Origin of the sequence: Roseburia sp. AF02-12 (genome assembly GCF_003461765.1) — a bacterium.
Lineage (GTDB): Bacteria > Bacillota > Clostridia > Lachnospirales > Lachnospiraceae > Roseburia_C > Roseburia_C amylophila.
This window is the reverse complement of sequence record NZ_QTXS01000001.1, coordinates 189,460-205,808: the sequence shown is the minus strand read 5'-3', so window position 1 is coordinate 205,808 and position 16,349 is coordinate 189,460. Positions and strand designations below refer to the sequence as shown.

8 protein-coding genes are annotated in these 16,349 nt (G+C 40.6%); 1 reads left to right on the top strand and 7 read right to left on the bottom strand.

Going from position 1 to position 16,349, the window contains the following annotated elements; translation table 11 throughout:
* Positions 1-2: 2 nt before the first annotated feature.
* The 5 genes from DV740_RS00900 to nifJ form a co-directional block, all read right to left on the bottom strand.
* Entirely contained in the window at positions 3-851 is an 849-nt protein-coding gene (locus DV740_RS00900; RefSeq protein ID WP_118087283.1) for a class C sortase, read from the bottom strand.
* Between the two features lie 121 nt (positions 852-972).
* A complete protein-coding gene (locus DV740_RS00895; protein WP_118087282.1) occupies positions 973-2,439 on the bottom strand; it encodes an isopeptide-forming domain-containing fimbrial protein in 1,467 nt (488 codons plus the stop codon).
* A 67-nt stretch (positions 2,440-2,506) separates the two neighbouring features.
* Positions 2,507-7,525: an LPXTG cell wall anchor domain-containing protein gene (locus tag DV740_RS00890; protein ID WP_118087281.1), complete on the bottom strand. Its 5,019-nt coding sequence runs from the start codon at positions 7,523-7,525 to the stop codon at positions 2,507-2,509.
* Positions 7,526-7,539: 14 nt separating this feature from the next.
* Positions 7,540-8,214, bottom strand: coding sequence for a signal peptidase I (lepB, locus tag DV740_RS00885; RefSeq protein ID WP_118056888.1), 675 nt, complete (start codon positions 8,212-8,214; stop codon positions 7,540-7,542).
* 284 nt (positions 8,215-8,498) lie between these two features.
* Positions 8,499-12,044: a pyruvate:ferredoxin (flavodoxin) oxidoreductase gene (nifJ, locus tag DV740_RS00880; RefSeq protein ID WP_118056889.1), complete on the bottom strand. Its 3,546-nt coding sequence runs from the start codon at positions 12,042-12,044 to the stop codon at positions 8,499-8,501.
* Positions 12,045-12,272: 228 nt separating this feature from the next.
* On the opposite strand from nifJ, the gene DV740_RS00875 reads away from it, so the two are divergent.
* On the top strand, positions 12,273-13,913 hold the full coding sequence (locus tag DV740_RS00875; RefSeq protein ID WP_118087280.1) for an ABC-F family ATP-binding cassette domain-containing protein: 1,641 nt from the start codon (positions 12,273-12,275) through the stop codon (positions 13,911-13,913).
* 164 nt (positions 13,914-14,077) lie between these two features.
* Here DV740_RS00875 and DV740_RS00870 read toward each other — a convergent pair whose 3' ends face one another.
* Both DV740_RS00870 and DV740_RS00865 read right to left on the bottom strand, forming a co-directional pair.
* A complete protein-coding gene (locus DV740_RS00870) occupies positions 14,078-14,848 on the bottom strand; it encodes a flagellar filament capping protein FliD (protein ID WP_242994180.1) in 771 nt (256 codons plus the stop codon).
* An 809-nt stretch (positions 14,849-15,657) separates the two neighbouring features.
* The gene (locus DV740_RS00865; RefSeq protein ID WP_118087279.1) at positions 15,658-16,347 is read right to left on the bottom strand and encodes a uracil-DNA glycosylase; all 690 of its coding nucleotides are present in this window, start codon (positions 16,345-16,347) and stop codon (positions 15,658-15,660) included.
* Positions 16,348-16,349: the final 2 nt, after the last annotated feature.

Genomic DNA, 16,349 nt, shown 5'->3' with positions numbered 1-16,349 from the left:
CCCTACTCCTTTTTCCTCTTCCAGCTAAACCGCTGCCAAATCAAAAGTCCCAGTAAAATCCAGAACAGTAATATAATCGCAACTACAATTGCAACTGCAGAAGTATTGACAAGATATCCATCTGCCGTCACAAAGTTACCGCTTTCCTCCTGTGAAATCCGCTCACCCCTTACCAGCAGCCGATGAGAATTGATTCCATATGGAGTGCAGGTCATTAATGTACAATAATCTTTTCCCTCTTCAATTGTAAGATCATTAATTTCCTGTGGTTCTACAATTTTAATCTGATCCACCTGATAAGTCAGTTTGCGATCCAATACGGTAACGGTAAAGGTATCTCCTGCTTCCATTTTATCCAGATTTGTAAAAAGTCTTGCAGACGGAAGTCCTCTGTGTGCAGAAAGAACACTATGTGTGCCTTCTCCTCCAACCGGCAAACTACTGCCCTCTAAATGGCCTGCTGCAACCTGTAATACTCCTTCCGAAGTTCCATGATAAATCGGGAGTTCCACACCTAACTTTTCAATTGTAACATAACCCATGATGCCGGTGCCAGAAATATCAAGAATGCTGTTATAATCGCCTGCCTCTGCATAATTCAGAAATGGCCGGTTCACATCCTTTAATTTTTCATTGTAGGTATCAGCTTTTTTTAACATTGTGTCTTTTTCTTCTTCTGTCAGTGATTTTACGGCATTACTATAAGACGCAACGGCTCTTGACTGGACTTTTGAATTCCAGTAAGAACTAATTGGCGGATACAGCATCACGGAGAGACCTATGATAAAAACAAACACTAACATTACATTCAGTTTATCTTTCTTAAATAATTTCTTTAATGTCCTCTTCATAGATTTCTCCCTAATGCTGTCAAAGTCCCAGCGAGCGGGAATTTTCTTCCAGTCTCGTTCGTGTATAAATCGGCGGTTCACCGGGAATTCCCGGTGAATTACCGCCGTTCATCTTAAAATTCTAGTTTTTTGCAGTACGTTTTCTTGTGATTAACAATACAGCTGCTACAATCATGATAATTGCACCTACGGTATAGAAAATCTTAGTACCGATACCACCGGTTGCAGGAAGTTCAGTTCCACTTAAGTTCTGTACATCCGTGGATACAGCACCTGTTCTTAAAGTTGCTGTAAAGATTGCTTCTGTTCCTTCTGAAACAACCTTTCCAGAAGCATCTTTTACTACTAATGTCTTTAATTCCGGATTATCTGATGTTGTATCATAGGTTGCTTCTACTGAAAATACAAGATCATCTGCTTTATTATATCCTGCCGGAACAGTTGTCTCAACCAATTTATACCGGCCTGCATCTACACCTTTGAAATAGAAGGTTGTTACTCCTGTAATCTCATTTCCAACTGCAACATAATCACCTGTAGTGCTGTCTAATTTGTAAAGGGTAAATCCTGCACCCTCAAGAGGAGCATTGTTACCGTCTACCTTATTTGCAATTAAATTATATGTAAATACAATAACTTTATCTTCTGGAGTTACACCTGTGCCATCCCCATAAGGATTGTTGCTGTATTCCAGTTTGGATACGTTGGTGTTTCCACCTTCACCGATTACTGCATTTTCATTCAGTTTTGCGGTGTAATTTACAACTACTTTACTTCCAGCTTTTACTGCTTTGATATTCTTTAAATCTGCAAAACGAACTTCAAAAGTGCAGCCATCATCTAAATCTTCTGTAACTACTTCATAGCCGGTTGTTACTGCTGTTCCGTCCACTGTTACAGTTACAGAATCTGCATTGAAAGTAAGTCCGTCAGACATGGTATCATGGAATGCATAATAATAACTTCCATATTTATCATATTTTGCATCTACCGTACCGGTTAACTGGAATGGTACGTTATCTCCGATATCATAATCTGCTGCATCCTGCCAGTCACTCTCTGCACCGGTAGAGTCATTTTTCTCTTTTACTTTCTTTTCAAGTTCCGGTCTGTCTTCCTTTGTTGTTACAGTTACGCTGTCATTTCCAGCTGTGTCTAACATAACAAGGGAATAGGTATCACCTTCATCACCTGTTTTTATTTCTGCAATCAGGTAATAACCCTGATCAACACCGCTAAATTTATCATCGGATGTTTTTGCTTCCGGCTCTAATGTCTTGATTTTTGCAAATACTGCATCTGCAAATGCACGAATACCATCTGCATCTAATCCTGAAATGTAATTAATTACATCCTTATCTTCTGTTTTTCCTGTTACTTCTTTCAATGCTGCTGCATACTTATCATTTAATGTGTATGCAAATTTTCCTTCACCACCATCTGTAGCATTCAGTAATCTGTATGCCGCATATTCAGAACCTGCTGCGCCATTTGTAATTGTAATGTCTGCTGCATAAACAGTAACACCCATTGCGAATGCCATAACCATTGCAACCATTGCTGCAAAAAGTTTTTTCAATTTTTTCATCTTCTTTCTCCTTCTTTGACCTTTTAATATATTTGATACCTGAAACGGATTTCCTCAAAAGGGGGCTTTATATGCCTGCACCCCTTTCTCTTTTCCGTCTCATCCGGTATCCATACAACAGGGATGACATAAGCATAATTGCTGCACCACCTATAGTATAAACAGTAGTACCTGTTCCTCCCGTTGCCGGAAGTTCATAACCGTATTCCTGATTCTTAACCTGAATCGAAATACTATCAAGATTATCATAATAGGTAAAGGTATATTTATTTTCTTTGCTTAATTCTGTACCCTTCTGACCTATTCCAACTAACTCATAACCATTTACCAGTTTTTCTTTCACCGTGTAGACCTGACCATCTTCCAACGCTTTATTACCATTCTGGTCTGTAATGGTCTTCAATGCAACCGATCCACCCTGGCATACGGCAAATTCTGTAATATAATCAGCTTCATCCGTTGAGTCACCTTTATATAATACAAAAGTAAAGGTTTTCATCTGATCATATGGAAGTTCATTTCCATATGCATCCAGAACGTCTTTCTCAATTACCGGTTTCTTATAAATCTTTACTCCGACCTTCGGAGGCTCTGCCCGCAGTGTTTTTTCATTTCCGTTTACTTCTGCCGTATACTGGTATGCGAAGCTGTTCCATGCAGTCTCACCCGGGTTTGCATTCTCTCCTACTACTCCATTATATTTCACGGTAAGAATACAGCCCTTCTTTAATGCAAAGGTATCTGCCATCTTTATACGGAAGGACACATCATCTGACTGCCAGAAGGAATGCCACTGTTCTGTTGAAGTACCCGACATATCAGCTTCAGTAAAGCTTACCAGATTTGAAAATTCCACAAAATAATCCACGCCTTCTTCCAGCTGCCGTTTTGTGCCGCTCTCCTCAGTTACCCAGAGTTCCAGTCCTTCGGCATATGCAACAGAGAATTCACTTCCTCGTTTTTCTTTCTGGTTCAGTACTCCGGTATCATTTATATGTGGCATACTGTCTACAATAACCATCTGTGTAAAGGAGTTATTGCTGACATTTTCAATATTGTTGGTGTAAATCACATCTTTTCCATCTTCATCCAGATAAATGTAATTCTTTCCTTCCAGTCCAAGATAGCCGCTTCCCCGGTTATCTGAATTACCGGTTTCCTCTACCGTTTTCCATGAGAATGAACCATAATCACCCAATGCATAAACGCAATCAGAAGCTTTTACTCCAATATATTTTCCACTGTCATCCGTCACCAGTTCTCCCGTTTTTACACTGTTATCATCAAACGGATCATCCGGCAGGAGATATGCAGTATTTTCATAAATCTTGTTCTCATATACTGTATTTCTGGTATATACCGTAAACTCCGCTTTTCCACCTGCAGGAATCTGATATTCTTTTCCCTCCAGATACAGTGAAAACTCGTGGGTCGCATTATCCGGTATCAGCTTCCATACTTCTTCAGACAAATCATACTTATGAAGTACATTATCATCCTCATCATAAATGGTCAGTACAAAAGCATTTTTGTCAAGTCCCAGGTGAAGGGTTTTATTAGTTGCCTCTTCTTTCGACAATATATGGAACGGAGACTGAACAGAATCTTTCATTGTATAATCGCAGATCGGAATGGTTCCATCGTTGCGTAACTCCAACAGCCACTTTGTCGTTACATTCGGCTGTATATTGTCCTTCTCTTCCAATTCAACAGCATCTTCCACATTTTTACCAGATGGTATATAGGACACTGCTTTCTTGGTAATTCCCGGAACAATTACATCCTTTGGTGTTATCATTACAGATGACGAAATAACACGCTTTTCTCCTACAATTCCTTTATCTTCCGATGTGCCGTTATTCTGTCTGGAATCATCCCTGGTTCCTCTCATTGTAATGTCATTCGGATTCTCACGATATTCCACATCCTTATCTACCAATAAATCCACGGTATTGGTAATTGGAACATCTAATTCCACGTCTTTACTTACCTTGCACATCACAAAGAATGAAAGATTCTTTCCTGCCGGCAAATCATAACCTTTGCCCTCGGCTCCAATCGTAAAGGTAACCATATGATTTTCCTTATCATCATTGGTCATTGCAATGGTAACATCCCTTACCAGACTTCTGCCATCGATATTGGTTACCTGCGCCATGTTCCAGTCGTTTGACTTAATTGGTTCACTATAACTCTTTTCAATCTGAACCGGAAGCGTATATCCCAGGCTCGGACGTATTCCAACATATTCCAGACCATCCGCCATATGATCTTCCAATGTATCAATATGAACCGGATCTTCTCCTGTATTTGTTACTGTAATATTGTAAATCACATAATTTCCGAGATAATTTCCTTCATTTACACTCTTAGAGAATATGGACTTATCTTTTAACTGGCTGGTCTTCCACTGATGGAACTGATCCAGAATTGCCCACACACTCTTCTGCACATCCACTGCCTGATCCAGTTTCTTTTTTCCTTCCGGCTCCCCTTTTACCGTTACTGTATCCTTCATTCCGTTTACGGTTGCACTATTGGTATAAGTAAAGGTTCCCGTCTGTTCATTCTCTTTATCATCCATATAAATGTAAGCATTGAATTCTTTTTCAATCACTTCACCCGGTGACATGGTGCCAATCTTCCAGATTAAACGGATTCCTTTATGTGCACTGATATTTATTCCATTGCTCTTGCCAATCCAGTATCTCTTTATCTGCACATATTCACCATTTATCTTTGTATAATAAGTTCCCCAGTCAGATGTATTTTCTACATACTCTTTCCAGCTGATACCAGCCTCTACCAGTTCCTCATCATTCTTTGGATATCTGGAATTTAACGTTCCTGCCTGCTTTGCCTTATAAATCTTGTATTCATCCGAAGGAAAGACATGATATGGCATATCATCTGTCAATGACAGTCCGCCTTTCTTATATGCGGCATCTCCATCAGCATTTGTAATCGTTATGCTGTATTTAAATAATTCCTCTGCTTTAAAGGTTTCTCCACCTTCCCCGCCATTAACCTTCTTATCTACGGTAATTGGATTTTCCACTTCAATGGTTTCTCCGGTGCTTTCGCCGGATGAGTTGCTGGTGATATGATTTACAAGGTCATAATCCGCTGCTTCCGGCAATTCATTCAGGTCTACCTTACATACATATTTAATCGTTACTTTCTCTTTGGCATTCAGTCTGCCCAAAGAAAATGTCAGCTTCTTGCCATCCACCTGAAGTCCTACATAGCGGCTGCCGCCTACTGCATTGGATGACTCTGCCACGAAGTCCGTTGCACTTTCGGTTACCTGATTTCCATTCTTATCTATGATATATTGGAACACCAGTCCCTTTGGCAGCGTATCCTCTAAAATCTGTTCAATGGTTTGATAGTCTTCTTTATTTTCGATAGTTACAGTATAAGTAACCAAATCGCCATTTTTTACATTTTTCTTATCACTGCTCTTGTCAATGGTAAGCTCCGGTTTCTTATAAATAACGGTAATGGTTGAATCTTTGCCTTTATAGGACGCTTTGTTGTGAATGGAGGTATTGTTTGGATATTTTGCCAGTTCCTCCTGGCTCTTCACATTAACCGCAAATGTAAATTCTGCTTTCTCACCGGCTTTCAATGTACCCGGTGCCCAGCTTATTGTGCGGGTTTCTTCGTCATATTCCGCGCCCTGATTCCGGATTGCCTGTATCTGCTCCGCAGTCAGCACCAGATGCTCCGGCAGTTTATCTGTCACCTTATAAACGCTTCCATCTGAAGCTTCTCCTTTAATCGGATTGTTTCCAGTATTTTCTACCGTAATCGTATAATTAATGGTATCACCGGCAATTACTTCTTTCTTATCTGCCGTCTTAACAATTTTAAAGTCCTCTTTTATTTCCGGTCTTGACTTTACATCTGCGGATAATTTTGTGTGATCATATTCTTTATAAGGAACAGATTCAAAATCAACATGATTTGTAATTACATCCTCTTTTACTTTTTCTGCGGCTACTGTAATGTAATTATCTGTTAATACTAATTTTGATACATCCAGACTTGCGCTTACATTCAGATGCTCCTGTTCTCTTGTTGGCACACCATCTGTCATATACTGGTTCGGCACACTAATCTTATATGTAACGGTTTTTCCATCCAATGTCAGGCTTGTAACGGTTCCTCCCTGAAGATCAGTAAACTGGAAAATCACATTTCCATTGCTATCCACAACGGAAACACCATCTTCACTGACCTTGGTTCCTTCCGGAAAGCTGATTCCATCCGGTAATGTCAATACATCGCTCAACTCTACATGGTCTGTCCAGATTGCTCCCGTATCACCAACGCCACATGGATTCATACTGTTTGCAGTGATTCTATAATCTAATGTTCCTTCCAGCTTATTGATCTTTCCATTCACCGGAATAATTTCCTTACTGACAGTTTTTTTCAAATCCTGCCAGAGATTCGTTCCATGCCAGATCAATTCTGCCGGTTCAGAAATCACATCATTGTCTTTCTGATCCGGAATCTCCGGTGTCAATGTTACCTTGGAATCTTTTTCCATAATTCCATTTAAGGAATTAAACTGCAAGTCGAAGGAAACGGTTGAACCTGCAGGCGGTTCAAACTCTATGTAAGTCTCATCATCCTCTTCTACCAGTTTTACTTCCAGTGTTTCTTCTGTTGTTTCACTGACCGCTTTATAGGTAACCTGCATAACAACACTTTCTTCAAAACCGGTCAATGTAACTCCTTCCGGTAAATCACTAATCCGGATACGAACCGGTACCAGCTCTGTATCTGTCGGATTTGAGTTGGTTGCACTCACGGTTGCATACAGAATCTGTCCATTTTTCCCATCATCCGGACTCTTCTGTGAAACGCTCAAGTTAATACGCTCACTAATCGTGCCTCCGGCTGACGTCTGCTCTGTTTCCTTATTTCCTGTTGCTGCAAGTCCCGGAAGAATCAGTCCCCAGACTACACCCACTGCCACAAGAACGCAGCATATCCCCAGTAAAATTTTTGTTCTTCTGCGGATTTTTCTCTTTTCTTCTGCTTTCTTTACATGTTTTCTTACATTTTCCTGCATATCCCTATCTCTCCCTATTTAAGGAATCCCATTTTACTCAATGGCCAGAATCGAAAAGCCACCTTTCCAATTATCTGTTCTTCTGCCACACACCCAATGGCTGAACTCCGGCTGTCAACCGATACTGAACGATGGTCTCCCATCACAAAATATTTGCCTTCCGGCACCTGATAAGGAAAATCAATATCACATTCCCCTAAATCTTTCTTTATTGCATATGGTTCATCTAATTTTTCACCATTTACATATACATTGCCGTCTTCGTCTATATCTATGTAATCACCTGGTGTTCCTATGACTCTTTTCACAAGTATCTTACTCTGATAGTAAAAGCTTATGATATCTCCCTGTTTGATTTTTGTGGTTTTCTTTATTACTACCAGCTCACCATTCTCTAATGCCGGTTCCATGCTCTTACCAGAAACCTGCAATACCGGTACTAATCTTGTTGCAATCAATACTGAAATTGCTGCCACCACAAGCAGTATTCCAATCGCACTGAAAAGATGTCTCTTCTTCTCTCTGCAGGCCTGTTCCGCCTGTATACATTGAAGTGCCGCATCTAATTCTATTTTCTTGTCCTTATTCCCGTCATTTTCTTCTGTAGTTTCCTGCAAATCCTTCTGGAGTCCCTCTATAATTTCAATCAACTCCCAGCGTTTCAGCTTGCGGAAATCCTTATCTGCCACAAACTGCACCCCCTGTTATTCTTTTGCTGCCCTTATTATGACCTTCCCCTGTCTTTTCATGCATGTGATTTTTCTTTTGTGTTGAATGTAAGTATATATATTTTTTATATAGAATTATGTCATATTCTGGCATATAGATTTGATTTTTTCTAACGAAATAATCAGACTAATTTAATTTGATATCGTTCTTATAAAGTAAAAAAAGAGACGTAACTTACACTTCTGTAAATTACATCTCTTTTATTTTACCTAATCGTCAGATTCTTCTGTCCAATCAGCTAATCTTATTTGTAAAGTTCAACTAATCTTAACAGATGTTCATAACGAGCCTTTGCAGCTTCCTCAGATGCTTTGAACAGTTTTTCTGCTCTGTCTGGGAAGGAACGTGTTAATCTGCTGTAACGTGTCTCGTTATTTAAGAAATCCTGGTAAGATCCATCACCTGGCTTAGAAGTCAATGTGAATGGGTTCTTTCCTTCTGCTTTCAATGCCGGGTTGTATGAGAATAAGTTCCAGTAACCTGCTGCTACTGCTTTCTTCATCTCATCCTGGCAGTGGTTCATTCCACCCTTAACACCGTGTAACTCACATGGAGCATATCCGATGATAAGTGAAGGTCCGTTGTATGCTTCTGCTTCAGCAATTACCTTAACAGCATTTGCCATATTTGCACCAAGAGCGATCTGTGCTACATATACATAGCCGTAGCTCATAGCGATTTCTGCAAGGCTCTTCTTGCCAACTTCTTTACCAGAAGCAGCGAACTGACAAACCTCACCGATGTTAGAAGCTTTAGAAGCCTGTCCACCTGTATTAGAGTACATCTCTGTATCGAATACCATTACGTTTACGTTCTCACCGGAAGCAAGTACATGGTCTAATCCGCCGAAGCCGATATCGTAAGCCCATCCATCACCACCGAAGATCCATACAGACTTCTTAGCAAGGTAATTCTTCTTATCTAATGCATCCTTAGCATCCGGGCATCCTGCTGCTGCAGCTTTCTCTAACTCAGCAACTAATGCTTCTGTTGCAGGTGTATTAGCTTTTGTATCATTCTTAGTCTCTTCGAACTTGTCAAATGCAGCCTTTAATTCTGCGCTTGCTTTATCAGACTCAGCACATTTCTTAGCGCTTGCAATTGCCTGCTCACGAAGAACTTTCTGTCCGATTTCCATACCAAAACCATGCTCAGCGTTATCCTCGAATAAGGAGTTTGCCCAAGCCGGACCTTTCTTGGAATCTTTGTTTACTGTATATGGTGATGTTGCTGCAGGACCGCCCCAGATAGAAGAACATCCTGTTGCATTGGAAATATACATATGCTCACCAAATAACTGAGTAATCAAACGAGCGTAAGATGTCTCTGCACAACCTGCACAAGAGCCTGAGAACTCAAGCAATGGCTGATTGAACTGGGAACCTTTAACGGTATTGTCTGCCGGCATACCAGGTTTCTTTCCAACGTTTGCTACTAAGTAATCGAATACTGGCTGCTGATCTGCCTGTGATTCCTGAGGAACCATTTCGATTGCGCCTACTGGACATACCGTAATACACTCGCCACATCCCATACAGTCTAATGGGGATACGCTCATTGTATATTTGTACTCGCCAGCCTTTGGCTTTGTATCAGCAAGTTTTGTCTGCTCTGGAGCAGCTTTTACTTCTGCTTCGTCTAACATGAATGGACGAATGGTTGCATGTGAACATACGAATGCACACTGATTACACTGAATACATTTCTCAGCATCCCATGTAGGAACGGTTACGGCTGTACCACGTTTCTCATATGCTGCCGCACCATGTTCGAACTGTCCATCCGGATTCTTTGCAAATGCAGATACCGGAAGGCTGTCTCCGTCCATCTTGGAGATTGGCTCCATTAAGTCTCTTACCATCTTAACAGTCTCAGGACGTCCGGTTAATTCCTTCGGAGTTGGATCTGCTTCTGGGTTAGACCAGGATGCTGGAACTTCAACCTTATGTACTGCGTCTACACCAGCGTCGATAGCTTTGTAGTTCATTTCTACGACAGCATCACCCTTCTTACCGTAGGATTTCTTAGCTGCTGCTTTCATGAATTCTACTGCATCGTCGATAGGCATAACGTTTGCAAGTTTGAAGAATGCAGACTGTAAAATTGTGTTGGTACGTTTACCCATACCAATTTCAATTGCTTTATCAATTGCATTGATTGTATATAACTGAATGTTGTTATCAGCAATATATTTCTTTGCTTCAGCATTCAGATGATGAGCTAACTCTTCGTCTGACCACTGGCAGTTAATCATGAATACTCCGCCTGGTTTAACATCCTGGGCCATCTTGAATCCTTTGGTTACATAAGATGGGTTGTGGCATGCTACGAAGTCAGCCTGATTGATGTAATATGGGCTCTTGATTGGCTTGTCACCGAATCTTAAGTGAGAAATTGTTACACCACCGGTCTTCTTAGAGTCATACTGGAAGTATGCCTGGATGTATTTATCTGTGTGGTCACCGATAATCTTAGTAGAGTTCTTGTTAGCACCTACAGTACCGTCTCCACCAAGACCCCAGAACTTACACTCTACAGTTCCTTCTGCAGATGTGATAGGTGCTGGCTTAACCTCTGGTAAGCTTAAGTTTGTAACGTCATCTACGATACCTACTGTAAATCTGCTCTTTGGAGCATCTTTTTCCAGTTCTTTATAGATAGCGAATACAGATGAAGGAGGAGTATCCTTAGATCCTAATCCGTAACGGCCGCCGCATAATACAACGTCGTTTAATCCTGCTTCACGTAATGTTGTAGCTACGTCTAAGTATAATGGGTCTCCTAATGCTCCTGGCTCTTTTGTTCTGTCAAGAACAGCAACTTTCTTTGCAGTCTTTGGAAGAACTTTTAATAAGGAAGCAGATACCCAAGGACGATACAGACGAACTTTGATTAATCCGACTTTCTCTCCTGCTGCTGTTAAGTAGTCGATTACTTCTTCTGCTACGTCACAGATAGATCCCATTGCTACGATAACACGGTCTGCATCTGCTGCTCCATAGTAGTTGAATAAGTCATAATCTGTACCAAGTTTTTCATTGATTTTGCCCATGTATTTCTCAACGATAGCTGGTAACTCATTGTAAGCTGTATTACAAGCTTCACGATGCTGGAAGAAAACGTCTCCGTTTTCATGGGAACCACGCATTGCTGGATGCTCTGGGTTTAATGCATGCTCACGGAATGCTTTTACAGCGTCCATGTTGCACATTTCTTTCAAATCTGCGTAATCCCATTTCTCGATTTTCTGAATCTCATGAGATGTACGGAATCCATCAAAGAAGTTGATGAATGGAACTTTTCCTTCAATTGTTGCAAGATGAGCAACTGGGCTTAAGTCCATAACTTCCTGTGGGTTTGTCTCACATAACATAGCGAAACCTGTCTGACGACAAGCATATACGTCACTGTGATCACCGAAAATATTTAAGGACTGGGTTGCAACGGTACGTGCTGATACATCAAATACACATGGAAGCTGCTCTCCAGCGATTTTGTACATATTAGGGATCATTAATAAAAGACCCTGGGATGCGGTAAATGTAGTGGTTAAAGCACCTGCTGCAAGAGAACCATGTACGGCACCTGCTGCTCCTGCCTCTGATTCCATTTCTACGACTTTAACCTGATTTCCAAAGATATTCTCCTGACCTGCTGCGGACCACTGGTCTACGGAGTCAGCCATTGGACTGGACGGGGTAATAGGATAAATAGCTGCAACGTCTGTGTATGCATAAGCTACATGAGCTGCTGCTGTATTACCGTCCATTGATTGTTTTGCTCTGGACATTATTTATTCCTCCTTATTTAAATAAAAAACTTATGTCTTATCGACCTAAATCACATTTTAGCATTTTATTTGTCGATTATCAAGATTATGGACTGTACGAAATGAAGAACAATCACGAATTTTTTCTATAAGAAGTTTTAGTTGCTTTTCCGCTGTTTTTCTAGTATGATACGAATTGGTGCATAAGCATGAAAGCACCGTAAATTCAAAGAGTCAGGAGATTTGATTATGATAAGTGCAAACAATGTAACTTTACGAATCGGGAAGAAAGCCTTGTTTGAAGATGTAAATATTAAATTCACGGAAGGCAACTGCTACGGTCTGATTGGTGCCAATGGTGCCGGTAAATCTACTTTCTTAAAGATTTTATCCGGACAATTAGACTCCACCAGCGGCGATGTGGTTATTACACCGGGACAGCGTCTTTCCTTCCTGCAGCAGGATCACTTCAAATATGATGAGTACTCCGTTTTAGATACGGTTATCATGGGAAATAAGCGTCTCTATGATATCATGAAGGAGAAGGATGCTATCTATGCAAAAGAGGATTTTTCCGATGAAGATGGTATCCGTGCCAGTGAACTGGAAGGCGAATTTGCTGAAATGGACGGCTGGAATGCAGAATCCGATGCTGCCATGTTATTAAATGGTCTTGGCATCCCGACAGAAGACCACTACACCACTATGCGTGACCTTCCGGGTGCTACCAAGGTTAAGGTGCTCTTAGCCCAGGCATTATTCGGTAATCCAGACATTCTGCTCTTAGACGAGCCGACCAACCACTTAGACTTAGATGCCATTGCATGGCTGGAAGAATTCTTAATTAACTTTAACAACACTGTAATCGTCGTATCCCATGACCGTTACTTCTTAAATAAGGTATGTACTCATATTGCCGATATCGATTATGGCAAGATTCAGTTATATGCCGGTAACTACGATTTCTGGTATGAGTCCAGCCAGCTTCTTGTTAAGCAGATGAAAGAAGCCAATAAAAAGAAGGAAGAAAAGATTAAAGAGTTACAGGAGTTCATTTCCCGTTTCTCTGCGAATGCTTCCAAATCCAAACAAGCAACTTCCAGAAAACGTGCCCTTGAAAAAATCGAGCTGGATGAAATCAAACCTTCCAGCCGTAAATATCCTTACATTGATTTCCGCCCACAGCGTGAAATCGGTAATGAGGTTCTTACCGTAGAGGGGCTAAGCAAAACTATCGATGGCGTAAAAGTATTAGACAATGTATCCTTTATCTTAGGACATGATGATAAAGTAGCTTTTGTCGGAAGCAGCGAGCTTGCCAAGACTACCCTCTTTAAGATTCTTGCCGGTGAAATGGAGCCGGACGAAGGAACTTACAAATGGGGTGTTACGACTTCCCAGTCCTATTTTCCGAAGGACAATACCGAAATCTTTGATACTGACCTTGTTATCACAGACTGGCTGACCCAGTATTCCGAGATCAAAGATGCTACTTATGTACGTGGTTTCTTAGGAAGAATGCTTTTCGCCGGTGAAGATGGCATGAAGAAAATGAGAGTCCTTTCCGGAGGAGAAAAAGTGCGTGTACTGCTCTCCCGTATGATGATTCAGGCTTCCAATGTCTTAATCTTAGATGAGCCTACCGACCACTTAGACATGGAGTCCATTACCGCATTAAACAACGGTCTGATTAAATTTCCGGGTGTTGTACTCTTCGCTTCCCGTGACCACCAGTTCACACAGACCACTGCCAACCGCATTATGGAGCTTCTTCCAAATGGCGGACTCATTGATAAGATTACCACTTACGATGAATACTTAGAAAGTGATGAAATGGCAAGAAAACGTCAGGTTTACTCCATGAGTGAAGAAGACGAGAATGATAACTAAAAATAGCTTTTAAGATAGAAAGCAGGTGTTCCAATCGGAACACCTGCTTTTTTGCTTTACCGAAAATTGCTTTCCTGTAACACACGTTTCTTGTTATTTGCATATATTATTTATACCTGACATTTACACCGTCATTATGCGAATCATAATTATTAACCGGTCACTTAGGTTGTCGTATTATAAATCTCTCCGGTATTATAATTGTAGGTATATGTACCTGTATTACCATATGTATTGCCCTTGGATGCTTCCCGTTCTGCATAATAATCTGCTAAAGATGCTTTTGCAGATACCTGATATCCATAGGAACCATTTCCATTGAACAAAGATTTTACCAAAGACATATCTGCCTTCTTAAAGGTATCCTCATCAATACTGAGTTTGTTATCTACACCAACGGTAATTCCAACCTTAGAAAGTAACTTTTCATTGGAATCCGTAGTCCGAACCATGGAAGAAACTGCATTGAGAATTCCATTGGTATTGGAATCTTCTGATTTCTTCAGCAGGTTATTGTAGCTGTCTACGAAAGCACTTACTTTCTTATAAATTGCGTCTTTATCATAATCTGTTGTGGTATTACCCTTTGCATCGGTTGTTGTTACTTTGTTAAATACAGACTTCTTGGTCTTATCCAGTAAAGCATCGGATGCACCCTTCAACTCTTCCGCAGCATCTTCAATTTTTGCTAATGTCTTAGTATCATCCTTTGCAGTAGACGTTGAAGTCTTCTTGTTTGTCTCTACAATCTTGCTGGCAGAATTATTTCCACCATAATATGCCTTCATCAGTTTAAAATAGGAACCGGTACGAATTGCAGAATAATCAGCAATATTAATTCCTAACAAACCGCTGTTTGAAGCTCTGCTTCCATTTGATAATCCGGAAAACAATGTGTGAATTGAATTCGAATCATAATTTGAAATGCCTATCATACAATCACTCCTTTGATATCTGATGTGTAACATCCTTGTCCCACGTCTGCCTATTGTTAATGCTATTATAGCATTTTAGGCACAGGATTGCAACATTGTGTAAAATTCACAACTTTTTATGTGATTTTTTTCATCTATTGTAACTTTTCACAAAGTATTTATGGTTTGTTCATAGTTTTGTCATATTTATAGCATACTATAGAACCATCAAAAGAAACTCATGTTTTTAGATATATTTTTTCATAATAGCCTCGGCATCCGAAAGATGTCGGGGCACTCCTCATTTTAGGAATAATTTCTTATGTTGGCTGGATACCATGTTGGCAATTCGAAGAATAACAGGATTTCATGGGGTTCTATGTTGATTCGACATGAAATACCTGCAGTTCTTAGCACATATTTTTCTTGATTACAAAATGTCTTTCCGTTGCTTTGACTGCCTATCCGCACTGTCCGCCAAAGACGGATGTTACACAAGATTTATAAGGGGCACTAAGAATTTCGAAACATATTGTGTTTTGCCCGGCAACCGGTGCAAATTCACATCCATGTTCAGATTGCACCTCGCCGGCACATCCTGTGCCGGCGTTGCCGGTTGCAATACGAAATTCTAAGTGCCCCTAATAAATTGTGTCATACATCCGTCCTTTTGACAAACCGTGCGGATAGTTTGTCAAACATTGGAAAGACACTTTATATTGTAAAAAGAAAAATATGTAATTTAGAACTGCGGTATTTTATGCCTGACATAGAAACCTATTAAATCCTGCAATGCTTTGTTATTCAACATTATTGGTATCAAGTCAACATTAAAATCCATTCTGCAAATTCTCAATCTGCCAGTCTATCGGTGCTACTCCATGCTCTTCTAAAAATGCATTCGCCTGTGAGAAATGTTTGCATCCGAAGAAACCACGGTATGCCGAAAGCGGGCTTGGATGAGGTGCTTTTAATATCAGATGCTTCGGATTGGTAAGCATTGGAATTTTGCTCTGTGCCGGTCTGCCCCACAGCATATAGACAACTGGTCGATCCTGGGCATTGACCGCCTGGATAATGGCATCCGTAAAATGCTCCCATCCTTTGCCCTGATGGGAGTTCGCCTGATGTGCACGGACAGTCAGAACCGTGTTCAATAATAATACACCCTGCTTTGCCCATTTTTCCAGATAACCATTGTCAGGGATATAGCAACCAAGGTCATCCTGTAGTTCTTTATAGATGTTCTGTAAAGATGGTGGAATCTCTTTCTGATCCGGCAGTACGGAAAAACTAAGGCCATGTGCCTGATGTTCATTATGGTATGGATCCTGTCCCAAAATCAGCACCTTTACTTCTGAAAGCGGTGTCAGGTGCAAGGCATTAAAGATATCATCTGCCGGTGGATATACCACATGGGTGCTGTATTCTTTTTTTACAAAATCATATAAATCTCTGTAATATGGCTTTTTAAACTCGGCAGATACACTGTCCAGCCAGTCATTGGTAATCATTGCCATAG

Coding starts and splice junctions, on each gene's coding strand:
- DV740_RS00900 (WP_118087283.1), bottom strand. CDS start 851: ATGAAGAGGACATTAAAGAAATTATTTAAGAAAGATAAACTGAATGTA.
- DV740_RS00895 (WP_118087282.1), bottom strand. CDS start 2,439: ATGAAAAAATTGAAAAAACTTTTTGCAGCAATGGTTGCAATGGTTATG.
- DV740_RS00890 (WP_118087281.1), bottom strand. CDS start 7,525: ATGCAGGAAAATGTAAGAAAACATGTAAAGAAAGCAGAAGAAAAGAGA.
- nifJ (WP_118056889.1), bottom strand. CDS start 12,044: ATGTCCAGAGCAAAACAATCAATGGACGGTAATACAGCAGCAGCTCAT.
- DV740_RS00875 (WP_118087280.1), top strand. CDS start 12,273: ATGATAAGTGCAAACAATGTAACTTTACGAATCGGGAAGAAAGCCTTG.
- DV740_RS00870 (WP_242994180.1), bottom strand. CDS start 14,848: ATGATAGGCATTTCAAATTATGATTCGAATTCAATTCACACATTGTTT.
- DV740_RS00865 (WP_118087279.1), bottom strand. CDS start 16,347: ATGGCAATGATTACCAATGACTGGCTGGACAGTGTATCTGCCGAGTTT.